At 50.7% G+C, this 20,265-nt stretch carries 15 protein-coding genes; 7 read left to right on the forward strand and 8 right to left on the reverse strand.

All coding sequences use genetic code 11. From position 1 onward, the window contains the following. The first annotated feature begins 3 nt into the window (after nt 1-3). From QGP82_RS25895 to QGP82_RS25905, 3 genes are all read left to right on the forward strand, one after another. Nucleotides 4-1,506, forward strand: a complete 1,503-nt coding sequence (locus QGP82_RS25895; RefSeq protein ID WP_499061461.1) for a lipopolysaccharide biosynthesis protein — start codon at nt 4-6, stop codon at nt 1,504-1,506. 36 nt (nt 1,507-1,542) lie between these two features. Further along, nucleotides 1,543-3,063 carry a GMC oxidoreductase gene (locus QGP82_RS25900; RefSeq protein ID WP_499061462.1) on the forward strand — a complete coding sequence of 507 codons (1,521 nt, stop codon included), beginning with the start codon at nt 1,543-1,545 and terminating at the stop codon, nt 3,061-3,063. Between the two features lie 87 nt (nt 3,064-3,150). Then, on the forward strand, nt 3,151-4,068 hold the full coding sequence (locus QGP82_RS25905; RefSeq protein ID WP_499061463.1) for a glycosyltransferase family 2 protein: 918 nt from the start codon (nt 3,151-3,153) through the stop codon (nt 4,066-4,068). 8 nt (nt 4,069-4,076) lie between these two features. Here the strand turns inward: QGP82_RS25905 and QGP82_RS25910 are convergent, their stop codons facing one another. From QGP82_RS25910 to QGP82_RS25925, 4 genes are all read right to left on the reverse strand, one after another. Further along, complete coding sequence (locus tag QGP82_RS25910; protein WP_499061464.1) at nt 4,077-5,792, reverse strand: LIC_10190 family membrane protein; 1,716 nt, start codon at nt 5,790-5,792, stop codon at nt 4,077-4,079. 281 nt (nt 5,793-6,073) lie between these two features. Then, nucleotides 6,074-8,710: a calcium-translocating P-type ATPase, PMCA-type gene (locus QGP82_RS25915; RefSeq protein ID WP_499061465.1), complete on the reverse strand. Its 2,637-nt coding sequence runs from the start codon at nt 8,708-8,710 to the stop codon at nt 6,074-6,076. A 395-nt stretch (nt 8,711-9,105) separates the two neighbouring features. Next, nucleotides 9,106-9,675 (reverse strand): hypothetical protein, encoded by a 570-nt coding sequence (locus QGP82_RS25920; protein ID WP_250565008.1) that lies wholly within the window; start codon nt 9,673-9,675, stop codon nt 9,106-9,108. Between the two features lie 324 nt (nt 9,676-9,999). Continuing rightward, complete coding sequence (locus QGP82_RS25925; RefSeq protein ID WP_163665915.1) at nt 10,000-10,656, reverse strand: rhomboid family intramembrane serine protease; 657 nt, start codon at nt 10,654-10,656, stop codon at nt 10,000-10,002. A 440-nt stretch (nt 10,657-11,096) separates the two neighbouring features. Here QGP82_RS25925 and QGP82_RS25930 point away from each other — a divergent pair, with 440 nt between their 5' ends. The 4 genes from QGP82_RS25930 to QGP82_RS25945 all read left to right on the forward strand — a co-directional run bounded on the left by QGP82_RS25930 (nt 11,097) and on the right by QGP82_RS25945 (nt 15,893). Next, the gene (locus tag QGP82_RS25930; protein ID WP_163665913.1) at nt 11,097-11,678 is read left to right on the forward strand and encodes a pentapeptide repeat-containing protein; all 582 of its coding nucleotides are present in this window, start codon (nt 11,097-11,099) and stop codon (nt 11,676-11,678) included. A gap of 120 nt (nt 11,679-11,798) precedes the next feature. After that, entirely contained in the window at nt 11,799-12,491 is a 693-nt protein-coding gene (locus tag QGP82_RS25935; protein WP_163665911.1) for an ATP-dependent Zn protease, read from the forward strand. 268 nt (nt 12,492-12,759) lie between these two features. After that, nucleotides 12,760-15,399 carry an alanine--tRNA ligase gene (alaS, locus tag QGP82_RS25940; protein ID WP_499061466.1) on the forward strand — a complete coding sequence of 880 codons (2,640 nt, stop codon included), beginning with the start codon at nt 12,760-12,762 and terminating at the stop codon, nt 15,397-15,399. A gap of 26 nt (nt 15,400-15,425) precedes the next feature. After that, nucleotides 15,426-15,893 carry an ExbD/TolR family protein gene (locus QGP82_RS25945; protein WP_499061467.1) on the forward strand — a complete coding sequence of 156 codons (468 nt, stop codon included), beginning with the start codon at nt 15,426-15,428 and terminating at the stop codon, nt 15,891-15,893. Between the two features lie 62 nt (nt 15,894-15,955). Here the strand turns inward: QGP82_RS25945 and QGP82_RS25950 are convergent, their stop codons facing one another. The 4 genes from QGP82_RS25950 to QGP82_RS25965 all read right to left on the reverse strand — a co-directional run bounded on the left by QGP82_RS25950 (nt 15,956) and on the right by QGP82_RS25965 (nt 20,231). Beyond that, the gene (locus QGP82_RS25950) at nt 15,956-17,809 is read right to left on the reverse strand and encodes a serine hydrolase (RefSeq protein ID WP_499061468.1); all 1,854 of its coding nucleotides are present in this window, start codon (nt 17,807-17,809) and stop codon (nt 15,956-15,958) included. Nucleotides 17,810-17,999: 190 nt separating this feature from the next. After that, the gene (locus QGP82_RS25955) at nt 18,000-18,704 is read right to left on the reverse strand and encodes a tetratricopeptide repeat protein (RefSeq protein WP_499061469.1); all 705 of its coding nucleotides are present in this window, start codon (nt 18,702-18,704) and stop codon (nt 18,000-18,002) included. Nucleotides 18,705-18,830: 126 nt separating this feature from the next. Further along, on the reverse strand, nt 18,831-19,622 hold the full coding sequence (locus QGP82_RS25960; protein WP_499061470.1) for an NB-ARC domain-containing protein: 792 nt from the start codon (nt 19,620-19,622) through the stop codon (nt 18,831-18,833). A gap of 96 nt (nt 19,623-19,718) precedes the next feature. Next, nucleotides 19,719-20,231 (reverse strand): hypothetical protein, encoded by a 513-nt coding sequence (locus QGP82_RS25965; protein ID WP_499061471.1) that lies wholly within the window; start codon nt 20,229-20,231, stop codon nt 19,719-19,721. Between the last annotated feature and the right edge of the window lie 34 nt (nt 20,232-20,265).

The following is a 20,265-nucleotide window of genomic DNA, read 5'->3' on the forward strand; positions in this document are numbered from 1 at the left end:
CCTATGACCAAACCCAATCGTCACTTTGAAACGACGGACCTGAAAGCCAACTTAAATCAGCGCTCACTGCGATCTGGTTTGGTGACCGTGGCGGCTCAACCCCTAAAGTTGGGCATCGGCATTGGTGGCACCATGGTGCTGGCCCGTCTCTTGGTACCAGCTGATTTTGGTCTGTTGGCGATGGTGCAGCCACTGCTGAGTATTGTGGATAGTCTCAGCAACATGGGCTTAGAAACCGCTACGGTTCAGCGACAGGAGTTTAATCCTGAGCAGGCCAGTACCATCTTTTGGCTTTCTTTGAAAATCAATGCCCTAATCATTGGTGGCATGGTGTTGACGGCCCCCCTTGTTGCCCAGTTTTATGGTCAGCCAGAAATAACTCACATCCTGTTGTGTCTGGCCATTGGGGTGGCCAGTCTGTGTTTGTCGTTTCAGCATCTATCGCTGTTAAAACGACAAATGCAGTTTGAACTGCTGACCACCATTGAGTTGGTGGCGTTAGGGGTGAGTACAGTGGTTGCGATCGCAACCGCCTGGCTAGGACTGGGTTACTGGGCCTTAGTGCTGCAGTTGACCACCCTGCAGGTGACAAAAGGCATTGCCTACTGGCTTTACTGCGACTGGCGTCCCCAGCGCACGGTCAATACTGCCCACTTTCAAAAAGATCTGCGTTCTACCCTGTCCTATGGGCTACATCTGACCGGGTTTCGCTGCATCAGTCGCGTGGGCATGAAGATGGATCGGGTACTGTTAGGCTATGTGGGCGGGGCCAGCTCCCTGGGATTTTATTCCATGGCCTATAAGTGGGCCTATTTCCCGTTTTGGCAGATTTACTACCCACTGTTTGATGTAGCAGTGTCCAGTTTGAGCCGCAGTTTATCCGAGCCGGAGCGTTATCGCCTCTACTGTCGGCGAGGATTGTTGCTGATCTTTGCTGTCTGTCTGCCGGCGCTGGCTTACATGTTTATGACCGCTGGCGATGTCACGCTGTTGATGCTGGGGGAACAGTGGCTGGAGATTGTGCCCATGTTTCGCGTGCTAATTGTGGCGGTGTTTGTGGGCTGCATCTATCGTGTGACTAAGTGGATTTATGTGTCGGCTGCCAAAACCCAACGACAGTTTTGCTGGAGTCTGATCCACACGCCGGTAATGATTGTTGCGATCGCAATCGGTGTCCAATGGGGAGCCTATGGCGTTGCCGTTGGGTATACCGTCGGTATGTGCCTGTTGAGCTACCCTGCAGTGGTTTACTGTGTGCACCAATCCCCCATTACCCTGGGCGACTTTATGGGGGCTGTGTGGCGACCTGCCATCGCCTCTCTTCTCTCAGCAGCTTTGCTTTATCTGGTGCAGTTGCCCATGCCGACCATCGCTCTGTTAATTGTGAGGCTGCTGGTCACCGGTCTGATTTATTTCTTAATCTACATCTGTATTTGGCTGGCATTGCCTGGAGGGTATACCCAAGGCAAATTTTTCATTTCAGCATTGATCAACAAGCTGCAGTAAGCGTTCCTTATCCAAATTGTTTCACACGGAGATTATATGATTACCGATATTCTCGAACTGGGTGAACAAACGCACGGGCAAGTTGTTGTCGTCGGCTCTGGGATAGCCGGTTCCGAAGTGGCTACCCACCTGGCCCGCCACGGCCAAGAAGTGATTCTGTTAGAAAGCGGACGGGAAAAATTTGATCCCTCAATCCAGGCCCTCAACAACGTTATTTTCCTGGGCAAACGCCATCGCGAATTAAACCCCAATACCTACTACCACCAATATCTGCCGCCTGAGCTTCGCGGCGTCAGTCGGGTACGTCAGTTTGGTGGCACCAGTAATGTGTGGACAGGTAAATGGAAATATCTACAGCCCTGGGACTTTGAAGGCAGATCCTGGATTGCTAACAGCGGTTGGCCCATTCGTTATGACGATCTCTTAGAACACTACCGTTCTGCTGCCCAGGACTATGGCTTTGGTGATTTAGAGGCAGAGGCCATCCGGCCCGAGATTATGGCCTTTCGTTCCAAACTATCGGCGGGTGGTTTGAAAATGAGCAGTTTTTATTGGGAGGAAACCCCCACCCGCACAGCCATCCGGTTTGGTGGTGAGATGCGGCAATCCCAAAATTTAAAAGTTGTCCTGGGGGCAACGGCCACGGAGCTAAAACTCGATGACGCTTGCCAGCGGGTGTCAGCCGTGGTTTGTCGGTCCCTCGAAGGCCGAGAACGGGTGGTAAAGGGAGATTCCATTGTCTTGGCCACCGGGGCATTTGAAACAGCGCGCCTGTTATTGGCATCTGACCGGCAAATCCCCGGTGGCATTGGTAATACCCATGACCTTGTTGGGCGCTTCTACACCGATCACCCCAAGCACCATACTGGTAAATTACGACCGGGTCCCTTAGCCCAACACTATGCCCACGAGTTGCAATATGCCCCGAAACCAAGATTTTGTGTATGCTTTGCCCTTGATGATGAGACCCAGCGTAAGCAAGAACTGCTGGAACATGTGTTGTATCTACAGCCGATTTATGAAGGGGTGAGAGAGCGTCTAGGACGCATCTTGCGGGGGCGTCCGATCTGTCGAGATGGTAATGGCATTGTCGCCAATTATCGCGTCAAGTTCGTGACTGAGCAGGCTCCACAGCAGGGCAGTCGCGTGAAATTGGCCACGGACTGTGATGTGCTCGGTCAGCGTAAGCTACAGGTGGACTGGTGCTTCACCGATCACGATCGTCGTTCTATGGCAGAGACCCTACAGCTCTTAACCAAACGCTTTGCTGACGTAGGTTTAGGGACGTTTGACTTTGGTGATGATCCGCCCAGCTTAGAAACTATGACAGATGCCGCCCACCAGATGGGGACTACGCGCATGGCCAGTCGCCCTGAGGCAGGTGTGGTTGATCCTAACTGTCGAGTCTTCGGGATGGAGAATCTCTATGTTGCTAGCTCGGCGGTATTTCCCACTGGCCCCTCCTATTCACCCACATTTACCATCTTGGCCCTGGCTCGCCGTTTGGGGCAGCATTTGCTACAAACTACGGCTGTCGGTGTTGGCAGCACTCATTAAGCTAGGGGCAAGTTTGAGTTTTGAGTGTTTAGTTTTGAGTGATAGCTCTCTAGAACAGTAATCGTCGTTGTCGTCATCGTTGTTGTTATGAGTTCCCCTGAATTCTCTATTATTATCCCGACCTATAATCGCCCTGACTGTTTAGAGCAATGTCTGCATAGCCTTGTTCGCTTGGACTATCCAAGGGATTGTTTTGAGATTGTTGTGGTTGACGATGGCAGTCGCATGCCCTTAACTTCAGTGACTGAGAAGTTCTCGTCATTGCTGTCACTGCGCTTGATTCAGCAGCAAAATGCAGGTCCTGCCGCTGCCCGTAATACTGGGGCTGCTGCTGCCCAGGGACATTATCTGGTGTTCACGGATGATGATTGTCAGCCCGCCCCTGACTGGCTTACGGCTCTTGCAGTTGCTTGTAAACAGGTGCCCAATGCTCTGATTGGTGGACGTACCCTGAATGCTCTACCCGATAACCTGTGCGCGACGGCGAGTCAGTTGCTGATTGACTACATTTACGATTATTACAACCCGGGAAAAGGGGAAGCTACATTTTTTGCATCTAATAACTTTGCGATGCCCCGGGATATCTATCAACAGCTCAAGGGCTTTGACACCAGCTTTCCGTTAGCGGCTGGAGAAGATCGAGAATTTTGCGATCGCTGGCGGCACCACGGCTTTTTTATGCACTATGCCCCTAAAATGCAGCTAAAGCATGCCCACAATCTCACCTTAGCGTCCTTTTGGCGGCAACATTTTAACTATGGTCGCGGGGCGTTCCATTTTAACAGAGTTCGCAGTCAGCGTCAGGCCAAACCGATGCAGGTGGAGCCACTGACATTTTATTTTCAACTGCTAACCTATCCGTTCACCAGGGATCAAGGATTGCGCTCTTTTAGTCTCTCAGGACTATTCTTCATATCTCAAGTAGCCAATGTGGTTGGCTTTGCCTGGGAGAAATATAAACAGCGGTCTACCACCTCTACAGTGACAGCAACTTCTTCTTCCTAGAAGAACCCTTACTCTGCCGGTATAAATCCCCCTCGCAGACCACGAGCTGGATTGCGTAAGCGAATATTAAGCTCATTGTAAGTGCAAGGGATGGGCGCATCCCAACATTTAATGCTGTTGTCATTCGCTGGTTTTACATATTGAACGTCATAGGATTGCCTTGCCTGTAAACCGGTACTCGGCATCTTTGGTGGCAGTAGCAAACGAGCTTGGATCGCTGGCTTAAATAGAATTAGAGCTGCAGTCAATCCTAAGCCTACAAACAAGGCTTGGGGCAAATATTTGCGGATGTTAAACCCTGAGAAATCTAGCTGCCACTTAGATTTGGCAATATAGGCGGTGCTCAGCACAGCCGTGCCAATGGCTGGAATCGTTACAAAATAACCCAAACCAAAGCGCACCATTGGGGCACGCACCATGACGAATACCATGCCGATGACGCTGCAGCACAACAGCCATGGGGTACCATAAATCTTCTGTTTGCGCGCTAACACGAAAGTGGGTAATGCCAGAACCGCTGACAGTACCATGAGTATCAGCATGACAATATTAAAGTGGGAGAATTGTAGCCACTCCCATAGCTGCCATAGAAAACGGCTGGGGCCAGGGGGAATATCTCCAAAGTTATGCTCCCAAAAGGTAATCACCTCTACCGCTTTGTCGATGACTTCTGTGGGTACCCGCCAGGGTACATTTACACACAGCATAGAAGACGGGTAAAGAGGACATCCTGAAGTCACAATGCTGACTACTATGAGCGGCGTTAAAAGTAGCAACGAGAGCACACATCCAATCAATAAACGCCGAAAATTTGGGAATTGCCGCTGCCAATAAAACAGCAGTGCAACGGGCAAGAGCGGCAGTGCCGATAGTTTAATGGCTATTGCACCCAAGGCAAGGAATAACGGAATGAGAGAGGCATTCCAAGGATTGGCATCTGTTATTTTCCCAGAGGGCTGAGGTCGGTTCACCACTGCTAGAATGCTCCAGGCCATAATGCCAGAGAGAAATATGACCGGAATGTCGGGTGAAGAGGAGATGAGAATGGTTTCTAAAAATGGACTCAGGATCATGGCTGGTAGGACTAGCCCCAGAAAAATCACCATAAACTTGTCGGTGATTCTTGCCTTGCCCATGAACCAACGCCCCAAAGAAAGAAACCCATGGCAGGTAATGATCAAAAACACCCAGCCATTAGCCACAGCGGTGACGCGAGATGCCACAGACTCCAGGGTTAAGGGGGCAGCTAGGGCAAACCATGAGGACGTGAAACCAAGATTGTTTAACACTAGGGCCAGGCCAGGGACGGTGCCAAACTTGGATAACCAGCGAACCGCTCCAAAATGATAGAGCCCTGTATCAAACCAGGTCACCTTTGTTGTCATGTAGATGGCTATCAGAACGGTCCAGCCCATGACAGCTGAAACCATAGCTGGCGATCTGGCTTGCCAGAGGTGATAAATTTCGGCCCTGATGGCGGGCCAACAGAGTAGCGGTAGACCCACTCCCATTGCAACGGCTAAACCTGCGATGGGAGAAAGTGGTAGCGCTAGTGAGATTAAAAGTAGGCCATTGGCTAATAAAACAAGCCCTAACCAAAAGGCTGCCATCATGCGATCACCGATGCGATCAAAACAATCTGCTTGTAATCCGATAATGATCGCGATGCCAATAAGCCAACTGATAACGGATAAAATGCCCCATGCCGCAATAAAGTAGATCACAGTTCTACTTGGCCTCTCTATTAATCTTTTGCCTACAGAAAACCTTGTGCGTTGTCTAAATTATGCTAAACAGACGGCATGATTTTCAAAATACTCGTTCTCTTTATGGAAACGCCACTCATGTTAGCGCGTAAATATGTTTAATCTTAACATGTACGAAAGTGCATAATTAAGAACTCAGAACGAATATAAGAAGAGATGGCTATGATTGTGATTCTAAAAAAAATCTCATAATGTCTTCTAAGAAATGACAATGGGACTGAAGACCTATAGGGAAAATTCTATCGAAATAATGCCTTTTTAAATTCTACGGCCCAGAAAATGACTGTGCCTAGGAGAAGTGCGATCGCAAATTCCTGTCCATTCAAAGCTACGGTTGAGAAAAAGACCTGGCATACGGGCACATAAATTACCACCAGCTGTAGGCAGAAGGTGACAATCACTGCCCCTAAAAGTTTTGTATTGGATAGTAGACCAATTCGAAACAGAGACTCTGATGAAGAACGCACTCCCTCTGACAGGGCAATGCGAGAAAATGCCAGGGTTGTAAATACCATGGTTTGCCAGGCAGGGTTGCCGCTACTTTGGTAGTCATAGGCAACGAGAATTAAAATCAGACCCAAGAATAAACCAATCCATAGGATATCCGTTCCCATGCCTCGGCTAAAAATACTTTCATTGGGATGGTAGGGCGGTCTTTCCATGACGCGTTGTTCCGCTGGTTCAAAACTCAGCGCCAGGGCTAATAAACCATCGGCAATTAAGTTGATCCATAAAATCTGGATGGGCACCAACGGAATCGGCATCCCCAAGAATGGTGCTAAAAACAACAACCATAACTGGCCCACATTCCCTGCCAGCGTGTACTTGATAAACTTGCGAATATTGTCATAGATCACCCGCCCTTCCCTGACCGCAGCAACAATGGAGGCAAAGTTGTCGTCTTGTAGCACAATGTCTGCGGCTTCTTTAGCGACGTCGGTGCCGGTGATACCCATGGCGACACCAATGTCGGCCTGTTTTAGGGCCGGAGCGTCGTTGACACCATCGCCCGTCATGGCAACAATGTGACCGCGTCGCTGTAGAGCTTGAACAATTTTCAGCTTGTCTTCTGGTGTGACCCGTGCATAGACCCCGATCTTGGTGACGACGGTCTCCAATTCATCGACGGGCATTTTGCTGAGGTCCTGGCCTGTGAGTAGGGGATTGCTGCCAATGCCTAAGTCCTGGGCAATGTGTTTGGCCGTTAAGGGGTGATCGCCGGTAATCATCACCACCTGGATACCAGCGGTTTGGCAGAGGCCAATGGCATCCTTAACCTCTGGACGGGCAGGATCCATCAGACCCATCATGCCGAGAAATACCAGCTGATGCTCCAGTTTTTCTGGAGCACTGGCCAAGGGACGGAAGGCCAGACCCAGCACCCGCAACCCCTGATTGGCTAGATGATCATGGGCACTGCAAATTTGCAGGCGCAGATCGTCTGTGAGGGGTTGTACCTGATCATCAACCCACACCCGATCTAGGGTGGGTATGAGGCTGTGGAGTGCCCCTTTACTAAAAACAACGGTATTGGTATGACTGGGAGCTACCTGCTGCCATGTCTGTTGTAGGAAGGTTGGCAACGGTTGTTCACAGCGGTGGTAGGTGGTCATGCGCTTGCGGTCTGAGTCAAAGGGGACCTCGTCGATGCGGGGCCACAGCTGATCGAGCTTGCGTTTGGGTAATCCCAATTGAGCGGCAGCTGTGATTAGGGCAGCTTCAGTGGGGTCGCCAATGGCTTGGTCATTATCTAAAGAGGCGTCATTACATAGGGCACCGCTCAGCAATAACAGACTCAGGGACGGATTATTCAGGGCATCCTCCAGTGCCACTGGTTTGCCAGCCATGTCCAATACGGTGACCGTCATGCGGTTTGCCGTGAGGGTACCGGTTTTGTCAGAACAAATTGTTGTTACCGAACCCAACGTTTCGACCGCTGGTAAATGGCGAATCAGTGCTTGGCGCTTGAGCATACGCTCTGCCCCTAGGGCCAGGGCAATGGTGACGACCGCTGGCAGTCCTTCGGGCACAGCGGCTACGGCAATGCTAACGGCGGTGATCAGCATTTGCCGTAGCGGTTCTCCCTGGATAAAGCCCATGGTGGCAATCACCAGGGAAATGGCAATGGCTCCTGCACCGAGAACCTTGCCAAGCTGGGCCAAACGTTTTTGTAGAGGTGTGGCCTCCACATCAACTGACTGCAGCATCCGGGCAATGTGGCCAATCTCAGTCTCCATACCGGTTTCGGTCACCACAAAAGTACCGCGACCACGGGTGATGGTGGTACTGTGGTAAACCATGTTGCAGCGGTCACCGAGGGGTTGTTCCTCCGTCAACACAGCGGATGCCTGTTTGTCTACGGGGGCACTCTCACCCGTCAGGGTCGCTTCTTGCACCTGGAGGTTCACTGTTTCCACTAAGCGTCCATCGGCAGGAACAACGTTGCCAGTTTCTAGAAGCACTAAGTCGCCGCGTACAACAGAGGCCATGGAGCATTCCTGGATCTGACCATCCCGTTTGACACGCACTGTTGGTACGGCTAGCTTTTTGAGGGCAGCCAGGGCGCGTTCGGCCTTGCGTTCTTGGCGAAATCCTAAGGTTGCATTAAAAATGACGATGGCGAGAATTGCGATCGCATCGCGTAAATCCCCCACTATTCCAGAAATAACTGCTGCCACAATCAACATCACCACCAGGGGTTCACTGATCTGACCCCACAGTACCTGCCAGGGAGATTTACCCTTGGCCGCCATGAGCTCATTCGGACCATCTCGCAACAACCGCTGTTGAGCTGTTGCAGTGGTTAATCCGTCCTCTAGATCGCTGTTAATCTGCCGTGCCACGACATCGGCTTCCAGTTGATACCAGTGACTCACAGTTACCTATGTGGTGAGTGGTGAATGGTGAGTGGTGAGGGATAAACAACAATCTCTCACCATATAAAAATCGATTTAACGATTTTTGCCCGCCAGACTTCCAGTGTAGCTCTCTGACAGATAAAGGTTTTATACTCTTAACAGAGAATACTAAAGGTGAAAATCATTAACGGCCTGGTTGATTTTTGGGGTGACTTTATCGGTTGAACCCAGACCGTTAGCCAGACCGTTAGGGTATCTTGTAGCTAGATTTATTGTCTAAATCAATAATGGCAAAAAACTGCGGCAAAAGAAGATTTTTGCCGCAGTTATAGTCTGTATCTAAATATGCTAGAGCACTAATTATGCTTGCGAAAGATAACATTCTGCTAAGTTGCAAGCTTCATTAACCCTGCCTAGTCTTGATACAACAGGATCGATTGATCAGGCTCAATGACAACGACGCTAGGTGCTGTGACGTTGCCCACAACAACCCCCGCTGCGGCACCCCCTAAAATCTCTAGGAAGTCAATATCCCCAAGGATTTCACCCACAATCAATCCCCCTGCTGCACCGATGGCTGCATCTTCGATAATGTCGCCAACGTCAGTTTGGCGTGGGTCTTTGCGATCGGCGAGAGTTTCAGATGTGGCATCAATGTCAAAGATGCGGTCTCCTACCTCGGCAGACGTTGCCACATAGCGGAGTCCGCCGTCCACTGGCTCAAACTGCCCTCGAATAATGCTGCCTTCTGGCAAGAAGCGATCGCCAATGGACGTGCGGTCTTCTAATACGAGGTTGTATTCATGGACTTCATCTTTATTTAGGTAAAGTGTTTCGTCGCTACTAACGGTAGTGTTCAGGGTTTGCTCGGTCTGGGCGACAATAACAGGTTCAGTCTGCTCAACAGTAGTCTCTTGAGCCAGAGCCGGACTAATGATGGCACCGAGAGAAATGAGCGCACTCGCAATTGCAACAGCCTTCATGGTGGATACCCCCATTGGTTAACTTGGCCTTTTCTAACACAGTATTTACTACAAAAATGAGCAAGTTATGGAACCCATCTACTTAATCCCTGGGTTGATAAGGGGTAAGGGGGACACATTAACTGTTATGTAACCCATGGCTAATAGCGCCTACTCAAAAAAATGATTTTTAGGCGTCAAATAAGTCATGTAGTCAATACTGGGAACAGATTGATTAAACCAATCTAAACTACAACTAAACAAACGGCTATGACAGTTGAGGTGCTGTCATAGCCGTTTTTTGACAGGTTTATAGAAAGTTGCAAAAGAGCTTATAAAAAGCTTTTATAAGCTTGCTAGAAATCTATTAAGTTGCTCTAGAAAAATAGGATTATAGGCCGCAAGTACGCCTCCTAAAAAACCAAACATATGAGCCTCCCACGACAATGTGGTCTCTTCTGAATCTGGTAGCATGGTCCAAAACTGATCACCATAGAGCAGCATGACGACAAATGCTAATCCAATAGTCATAAGGGTGACTTCTAGATATCCTCGCGCGATTAAATAGCCCAGATATCCGAAAATTAAACCGCTGGCTCCCAGGTGAATGGCAGAACGGCCAAAAATCCAGGTGCCTAAGCCACTTACCAACAAAATCGCCAGGCTGATGGCATAAAAATTGTCGATACCTTGCAGTAGGACGAGCCAACCTAAAATGGCAAAGGGCAGTGTGTTGGCAATCAAATGCCCAGCATTGCGATGGAGGAGAGGGGAAAATATAATACCCAATAGCCCTAACGGTGCACGGGGACGAATGCCCAGTAACCGATTTAAGCCACCTCCTAGGTAGGCAAAATTAACAACACCCACCACCCAAGCCATGATAATGCAGTCCCGCAGGACTTTAGCTTGGGTTTGCCAGTCGATGGGAACAAACATCGAGAGTATAACTGTGCCCAAAATCATGTAGATAAGGACAAGCTGTTGCTTAACCCCGGTCATGACACAAACCTGCTGTTATAAATATTAGATTTTGTGAATCTGAACGAGTAGAAGCACCCTATGGTCGTATCTCAACGGGATGAGATACACCTACGTAGATAGACGGTTGTACTTTACTTTACTTAGATTTTTGTAAAAAATGCACAAAAACTTTGAACGTAAACAAAATTCAACACCCATCGGAGTCTAGGCTTGGCTAGCACATTGGCAATGCACGGAATGCTGCTTTTTGTAGGTGTTTTCAGATACTGGGTATGGCTGAGATTTCCTATGGCGGCCATGCATATCGGCTGCCAATGGATGGGAAAATGCTATGGGTCTGGTGCCATTGTTATGGTGCCATTGTTATAGGGTTGCTGGTTGAGAAGTCCGTCAGCTCTTAGGATGGAGTAGGTGACATCGATGTCTGGAACCAGTCTGAATTCACACTTGGAAAAAGGATGAACTTAAAATCGTTGGCGACGGGCTTTGGGGCGGTCTTTGGGGCACTATCAATTATTTTTTTGGGGCTATTGAGTTTTGCGTCTCCTGGCTGGGCGTACATTCAAGATGATGTGGACATGCTGTTAGAGCTGAGGGACTGTCCTGTCTGCATCCTTAATGAGGCTGATCTGTCAGGGGAAGATTTTGCTCGGGTCAACCTCAAAATTGCAGAGCTTTCCGATGCAAATTTAAGCAAGACCAATTTGCAAGAAGCTAATTTGATGCTGACGGCACTACAGGGCGCTGATCTGCGTGAGGCGAATCTTGCGGGTGCCTCCATGAACGGTGCCCGTTTACAGGGCGCTGATCTGCGCGGGGCCGATCTGACGGGGACTGTGCTGACCCAGGCCAATATTGAAGGGGCGAATTTTCAGGGGGCGAATCTTCAGAAGGCGGACCTGACGGCTGCCGTCATTGGTGATGCTGATTGGCGTGGAGCCAATCTCAAGGGCGCAAATCTGCGTGGGGCTACCTGGGCAGAGGCGATTATCTGTGACACGGTGCTACCCGATGGCACCTTGGGCGATCGCAACTGCTAATTCTGGTCTAAATCCTGTCCTCGTCCTCACCCAGCATTGCCGCTACGGTAAACCGGCAGGTCGAGGTCTGAGGACGCCCTGGTTGCACCCCCGCATTGTCCCAGTTGTATCGGTCAAACTATGAGTGAAATCACCCTAAATCTCATCGCCGTCTCGGTTTTTTCGGTGACGATGTTAATTTTGCTAGGTCCATTACTGGCGATTTCGCCGGAGGGGCTAGCCACAGTTACGGCGACTCTATTGGGTTTGATCACCATTGATCAGTTGGGTTGGCAAGGGCGCGGTGGTCGTCTGCTGGTGGATTGGCTGTCACAGCGGTCGCCGGAATATTGCGATCGCATTGTCCGCCACGAAGCAGGCCACTTTTTAACCGCCTATCTGTTGGGCATTCCTATTGATGCCTACACCCTGACAGCCTGGGAAACCCTGCGTTCCGGAGTTGATGGCAGTGGCGGCGTAATTTTCAAAACCGACGGCATCGACCGAGCGGTGGAGAACGGCAAAATCAGCCAGCAAGAAATCGATCGCTACTGCACCGTTTGGATGGCCGGCATTGCCGCCGAAGAAATCGCCTATGGTACCGCCCAAGGTGGTCGGGACGATCGGCTGAAACTAAATGTATTGTGGCGGCAAATAAATCGCCCCTTAGCGGAAGTGCCCCTAAAGCAGCGCTGGTCCATGCTCCAGGCCAAAAACCTCATTGAAAAAGAATCTGATGCCTACGGGGCATTGATCGATGCCATGGCCGAGCGTCGTCCCGTAAACGAGTGTTGCGAGCTGATTGAGCAGCATCTGCAATCGGCAGAGGTCTAGCCCCTCGTTCTACGGAACACATCCATTCGTTAATGAATACCTACAAAACCATTGCCGTTTCATCAAACTTGATGCAACATCGGTCAGAATAGTAAAGCCTGGTATCAACTTGAGCCGAAAAGCCTGATTAGGTGAGAAATCAGAATCTAGGAGTTAGAAGTCAGGGTGAACTGGCTCCTAACGACTTTCCTTAGGATATCTTTCACCTTTAAGTTGTTAACCCCTTATCCACGCAAACCTAAGTCCGCCAAGCGCGCCTGTTAAAAAAATGTCTACGTCAAAGCCTGGGTTAAAAAAATCAGTTACCACTGGCGCTGGGATTCGCCAGGCCTTTCTCAAGTTTTACGAAGCGAAAGGTCATAAGATCCTGCCCAGTGCGTCACTGGTGCCCGAAGATCCCACGGTTTTGTTGACCATTGCCGGTATGCTGCCCTTTAAACCCATTTTTCTGGGCCAGCGCCAGGCACCCGTAGACCGAGCTACCACGTCTCAGAAATGTATTCGCACCAACGACATTGAGAACGTAGGCCGCACCGCCCGCCACCACACCTTCTTTGAAATGCTGGGCAACTTTAGCTTTGGCGATTATTTTAAAGAGCAGGCCGTGGCTTGGGCTTGGGAACTTTCCACTGAAGTCTTTAAACTCGCCCCTCAGAACTTGGTGGTCAGTGTCTTTCGCGAAGATGACGAGGCCTATGCCATCTGGCGCGACCAGGTCGGTGTGCCTGAAAAACGTATCATCCGCATGGGTGAAGAGGATAATTTTTGGAAGTCGGGGCCTACAGGTCCCTGTGGCCCCTGTTCTGAAATTTACTATGACTTCCACCCTGAAAAAGGGGATGATGACATTGATCTCGAAGACGATACCCGGTTTATCGAGTTCTACAACCTGGTATTTATGCAGTACAACCGGGATGCCGAAGGCAACCTGACGCCGCTACAGGCCCAGAACATCGACACCGGCATGGGGCTAGAGCGCATGGCCCAAATCCTTCAGAAGAAGCCCAATAATTACGAAACGGATCTAATTTTTCCGATTATTCAGACGGCTGCAGACATCGCTAAGGTGGACTACTTCAAGCAGGATGAGTCTGCCAAGGTCTCGCTGAAGGTGATTGGTGACCATGTGCGGTCCGTGGTGCATATGATTTCCGATGGCATTACCGCATCCAACGTGGGTCGGGGCTATATTCTGCGCCGCTTGATCCGTCGTGTGGTGCGCCATGGTCGCCTGCTGGGTATCGAAGGTGCCTTTATCAATGAAGTGGCGGAGAGTGCGATCGCACTTTGTGAGTCCGCCTATCCTGACCTGCGGGAGCGAGAAGACATCATCAAAGCTGAGCTACAGCGTGAAGAAGACCAGTTCCTCAAAACCCTGGAGCGGGGTGAAAAGCTACTGGCTGAAATCCTTGAGCGTAAGCCCAAGCAGATTTCTGGTGCAGAGGCCTTTAAGCTGTTTGACACCTTTGGCTTCCCCCTGGAATTGACCCAAGAAATTGCCGAAGAGAATGGCCTAATCGTCGATGTAAAAGGGTTCGAAATAGAAATGGCAGCCCAGCGGGAGCGCTCTAAGAGTGCCCATGAAACCATTGACCTGCTGGCCCAGGGCAACCTCAGCGAGTTGGGCATCGATTCTACTGACTTCCTTGGCTATACCGATGCCACTAGCCAAAGTACGGTTAGGGCCATTTTAGTCAATGGTGAAACGGTGGAAACCTCAGAAGCGGGGACTGAAGTGCAACTGGTGCTGGATCAGACTCCCTTCTACGCCGAGTCCGGTGGTCAAATTGGCGATCGCGGTTTTCTGGCTGGCGATACCCTGGTGGTACGCATTGAGGATGTGCAAAAGGACAATACCCTGTATATCCATCTAGGTCGAGTGGAGCGTGGCACCCTGAAGGTGGGCGATAGCGTTAGTGCTCAGATTGATCGCGCCTGCCGTCGTCGTGCCCAGGCCAACCATACCGCCACCCATCTACTACAGGCTGCCCTGAAAAAGCTAGTGGACGATAGCATTTCCCAGGCGGGTTCACTGGTGAGCTTTGACCGCTTGCGGTTTGACTTTAACTGCCCCCGTGCTTTGACGGCTGCTGAGGTGCAGCAGGTAGAGGCCCAGGTGAACACCTGGATTGCTGAGGCCCATGGTGCCCAGGTGGACGTCATGCCCATTGACGATGCCAAGGCTAAGGGGGCGACCGCTATGTTTGGCGAAAAATATGGCGATGAGGTGCGCGTTGTCGATTTTCCTGGTGTATCCATGGAGCTGTGCGGCGGCACCCATGTGGGCAATACAGCTGAGATCGGTGTGTTTAAGATTATTGCCGAATCAGGGATTGCCGCTGGCGTGCGACGCATTGAGGCCGTGGCTGGTCCGGCGGTGCTGGAATACTTAAACGTGCGCGATCAGATTGTGAAGGATCTGAGCGATCGGTTTAAGGCCAAGCCTGAGGACCTGGTGGACCGAATTACTAACCTACAGAGTGAGCTTAAGGCCACACAGAAAACCGTTGATGGCCTTAAGTCTGAGTTAGCGTTACTGAAGTCTGATCAGCTGTTAGACCAGGTAGAAACCCTGGGTGACTTCCAGGTGCTGGTGGCCAACATGGGCGAAGTGGATGCAGATTCTCTGAAGACTTCGGCTGAGCGTTTGTTACAGAAGCTAGGCGATGGTGCTGTGGTGTTGGGGTCTATCCCCGCTGAGGGCAAGGTGAGTCTGGTGGCAACCTTTAGTAAGCCTGTCATGGATAAAGGTTTGAAGGCTGGTAAATTTATCGGCGGTATTGCCAAGATTACCGGCGGTGGCGGTGGTGGTCGGCCAAACTTTGCCCAGGCAGGCGGTCGCGATGCATCGAAATTGCCCGAGGCATTGGATGCTGCGAAGAATCAGTTGGCAGAGGCTTTGGGGTAGGGGGCAAAATGTAGGGGCATACCCTTGTGGTTGCCCTGCTGCTGCATTTAATGCCACCTATTCTCCGGTGGGCCGTGCCCATCCTACGATTTATGCATCTTCCCCCTGATGAAGAGTCTCGCCTGACTATCAACATCGTGCCGATGATCGATGTGGTCTTTGCGATTCTGGCGTTTTTTATTCTCTCTACGCTGTACCTGACACGGGCGGAGGGTTTGCCGGTGACGCTACCCACAGCAACCACTTCGGTCAGTCAAGATGAGGCCGCGCTGATCCTAACGATTACGGCAGAGGGGACATTGTTTTTGGGGGATGAGCCAGTGACGCTAGAGGCCTTGCCGGCTGATGTGCAGGCGCTAATTGCACCGGGGCAGCCTGCCATGGTGACCATCCGGGCCGATGCGGCGACGCCCCATGGTCAGGTGGTGGCGGTGATGGATCGGATTCGGAATTTGGCAGGTGTACGGTTGGGGATTGCGACGCAGCAACCGTGATATTGATTTTGAAGGATTCATTTTGACTTGGACGGTGGGCCATGCCCACCATCTGGATATTATTATTCTTCTGCTGTTAACAATGCCTTGAAGAGATTGATAAACGGTTGTCCTGAGGTTTCCTCTTGGTTTTCAATGGTGACGATGGTTAGCTGTTGTTCTGGCAGAAAGTACATAAAGCTGCCAGCGCCTGGAAAACCACCATTGTGACCCAGCAGGGGACCGCCAGGGGTATCGCGTAGTTCCAGACCGAGCCCATAGCGATCGCGATCGCCTTCCTCAACCACGAGACTCTCCTGCTGCATTAGATTAAAGGCGTTAGGGGTTAACAGCTCTCCATTGTGCAGGGCTTCAGAAAAGCGGGCCAGGTCTGCCACCGATGAAATGACACCCCCTTCGCCAAAGCCCTGGGCAGTGGGATGAAAAAAGACGGGAACAAGTTGTGATTCTGCCGATGGGTCGATTTCTTGGATGTCAACATACCCGCGCAGCACGTTATCGGTCATTTCATTGTCATAGACCACCGAGGATGCATCCATGCCCAGGGGCTCAAAGAGACGCGATCGCAATTGTCCCCCTAAGCTATCACCGGTAGCCGCCTCAATAATGAGTCCCAACAGCGTATAGTTTGTGTTGCTATAGCTGTAGCGTTCTCCTGGTGTAAAGTTGCCAGGTTCTCCATAGGCCAACTGCAAAAAATCTTCCGGTTGCCAAATGCGGTGGGGATCTGACAATATTGCCGCTGCAAAATCATCATCTAAAAAATCTGGAATACCGCTGCTGTGGTTAAGCAACTGGCGCAGGGTAATCGTTTCACTGTGTTCAATTTTGCCGATGGTGTTGGGCAGCCACTGGCCGAGGGTATCATCCAGGTTTAGTTTGCCTTCCTGCATCAGTTGCAAGGTGATAACGGCCACCATCGGTTTGGTAATGCTGCCGATGTCCATGGCGGCATCCGCAGGCATCGGGGTGCCATTTTCCAGGTTGGCAAGACCAGCTGCGCCATTCCAAACCGAGCCGTCCCCTGTGATGATGTGCAGGTTTGCACCGGGGGCTTCGCTGGATTCCAGGGCCGCTTGCAGGGTGGCAATCAGACTGGCATCGCCAAATTCAAAGTTGTTGGCCTTGAGCTGATGGGGGTGAATATTGTGGAGTTTTACCAGTTGCTGGTCCTGGTGGGAAATAATTGTATGGTGGCCCTGGCGGTCAAAGCTAAGATTGTTGTAGGTAAGCCCTAATTGGGTGAATTTAATGCGATCGCGACCCCTTTGAAAGTCTCGGATGCGGGTGATGCCGTTGGTCCCGATGCCGATCCAAAATTCATCGGCTCCGGCCCCGCCTACGAGTACATCACCGCCATCGCGATCAATTAAGCGATCGCGACCGGCTCCGCCAAACAGGCGGTCTTGCCCGGTGCCACCGTCGAGCTGATCGTCACCGACACCACCGCGTATGCGATCTCGACCCGCTTGCCCAAATAGGCGATCATTTCCCTGGCCCCCCAGCAAGACATCGTTGCCGCTGCCGCCGATAAGCTGGTCATGGCCCGCTTCTCCCAGCAGTCGATCATTGTCTGCTCCACCGTGGAGATAATCATCCCCCTGGCCCCCCAGCAGTCGATCGTGACCGGCGTTACCCAACAGGTGATCCTTACCGGCTTTACCCTGAATGATGTCATTATTCGCGGTGCCTACCAGGTTGTCGTTTTTAGCGGTGCCCTTAATGCGATGCATCTGTTTAGGGTTGGCCGCCGTCAAACTAGGGTTAATGTCATGGGCAACCATGGGGCTATGGAGAGCAAGCGGGATGGAGGGGTGCGGGATGAGGTCAATGCTGTTATGGGCTGTTGAGGGGAGTAGGTCAGCACCGACTGCGACCGGAGGTGTAACAGTTTGAGGTGTTTCAGGGATAAACATAATGAACTTGCGGCATGTGTGATTGTTAGTTTGGCAATAACAAGACCGCTTCCACATCATGCGATTGGGTCATCCAATCAGGTGATCCGTAGTTGTAGGCGCGTTATTTTTTGGAGCCTGGGGTCGGATTGTTGTGGGGATATGGACCCTGTAGGGTTGGGTCTTGTAGCGTAGTTGTGGGAAAGGTGAATTATTCGGAACTGTTGGACAACAGATTTTTTAGAATGGTTTGGGTGAGGGGATGATGGTCAAGTTGTTGTGTTTGGTTTGTTTCGATCACTTTTTGCAAGATAGCAATAAAGTTGTTGCCAACAGTTTGGGTATTGGGATGGTCCTGCCCGAGTTTGGCAAGAACAATTTCTAAGGCTTTGACACCAAAATTAGCTGACTCTGCATAACGTTCTAACCCATAGAGAAACATTGCCATATTGTTATAGCTTCCGGCAGTATCGGGATGATCAGGGCCGAGCTGGGCTTCATAGATGGCTAAGGATCGCTGGTAGAGGGGTTCAGCGTCTTCGTAGCACCCCATGGTGCGGTACAGCTCTGCTAAATTATTCAGACTCAGAGCGGTATCGGGATGATCAGGGCCAAACCGTTCTTCCGTCATTTCCAGGCAAGCTTGCCGCCAATGCTCGGTTTCTGACCATAGGCTTTGACTTTCATAAAATCGCCCTAATCCGGCAAATGGCCACAAGCTATCTGTACTGTCTTCAATAACATGACTCAGTTCCCGTGCAACTAGTTCCATATGGGGAATCGCTTCACCAACTACTTGCTGTGCACTAACAGTAACAATCTGCTCTATTCGCTTAGCAAAATTAACTAGCGAGTCGGCCACGCCTTTTTGTAATGCAGACGTTTGATCACTGAGTTCAGTTTCTAACTTGCTCACCGTAAATTCACGGATCAACTGATGCAGCTGATAGCTTCCATCCCTATCACTCTGTAATAAATTACGCCTGACCAGATCTATATCTAGCCGATCCTCAAGATCTTCCTCATCCCATTCCGGCAGCGCTCATTCAATTAACCCTTTCGGAATCGGTGCTGCTGCAAACACCGCCAATAGCCCCATCAGCGTTTTTGCCTCCGGTGTCAAATCCTGCCAGCTTAGTTCAAACGCCGCCTCAATAGAATACTCATAGGCAATCTCCTCCGGCAGCTCCCGCATCGCCTTGGCAGCCAGCCGCTTACGCTCCAGCCGTTCCTGCAACTTAGCAAATGTCACATTTGGATGCAGTGCCAAATACCGCGCAATTAACTCCACCCCCAGCGGCAACCGCCCCACCCACTTACACAGCGCCTCCGCCTCGGTTAATTGTTGCCTGACCCGGTCCCCATCATCTATCAACCGCGTCAGCAACGCCATCGCCTCATCCAGGGGCAACACCCCCAGATCCAACCGATCCACCGGCTTACCAAACCGCTGTCGCGACGTCATCAACACCCGAAAGCTAGGATCCTCCTGGGGCAACAGATGCTTTACATCGCCATAGGTTTGCACATCATCCAACAACAACAATCGTGCCCCTGGAAAATGATCACACCACTGGTCATAACACCATTTCACCCTGGCCCTATCGTTCGGTAAATTATCCGGCAACTGTCCAAACATTGTTGCCGCACTCACCAACTGCGACACCAGATTCTGTTCTCGCACCTTAAAGTACCAGCGCCCACCGGGGTAATGATCTTTTGCCTCCCGCACATATTGCTGCGCCAGGGCCGTCTTGCCAATGCCCCCCATGCCAGACACAGCAGTGATCGCTACCTGATCAGAGCGTTTTAGTTTCTCTGCAAGTTGTTCCAATTCAATACGTCGCCCGACAAACTCGCGGGCAACAAGATTCTCAAGACCAAAATCTGGGGTGGTTATCTTTGGCGGTTTCCGTCCCGACGTCTGTAGCTAATCAGGTATCTCATTAAATGTAATATTTGCTCCATCACCGAACTGATAGTTTTTTACAGTAGCCCCATCACTAGCATTGTTTACAGTTGTGTTGGGCGCATTGACATTAACCTGATTGTTGTTGCCACCAAAATTTTGCTGTACCGAATCAGCATTCATGTCATTCATATTGAAAACGACCTGATGCAAATCGCCAGCGATTTGTTCAACTTCCCTTGAGAAGTCATCACTAGCTTCTATTTCTTGATCAATGTAGTCTTTGAGAACTTTAATATCTGTTTCAGAACCTTCAGCCGCCGCTTCTAACCGTTGATCGATTCCTTTTCCTTTGAAACAGCGCTGCCAAACCAAATTACCCAGCTGTAGGATCTTTTCATTAGCCTTTTCAACCACGGTACCACCGAGTTTTGTAGCGGTTTCTTCAAGCTTTTGTCCAGCACCGTCAAAGAACTTATCGAGGACGATTTTGGCTAAGGCAGTGGAAGCGGTTAGGGAAAGCGCTTCGAGCATAGGGCATTTACAGATAGTGATGGCACCTACGTTT

Source organism: Leptothoe sp. LEGE 181152 (assembly GCF_032906605.1).
GTDB lineage: Bacteria > Cyanobacteriota > Cyanobacteriia > Phormidesmidales > Phormidesmidaceae > Leptothoe > Leptothoe turfae.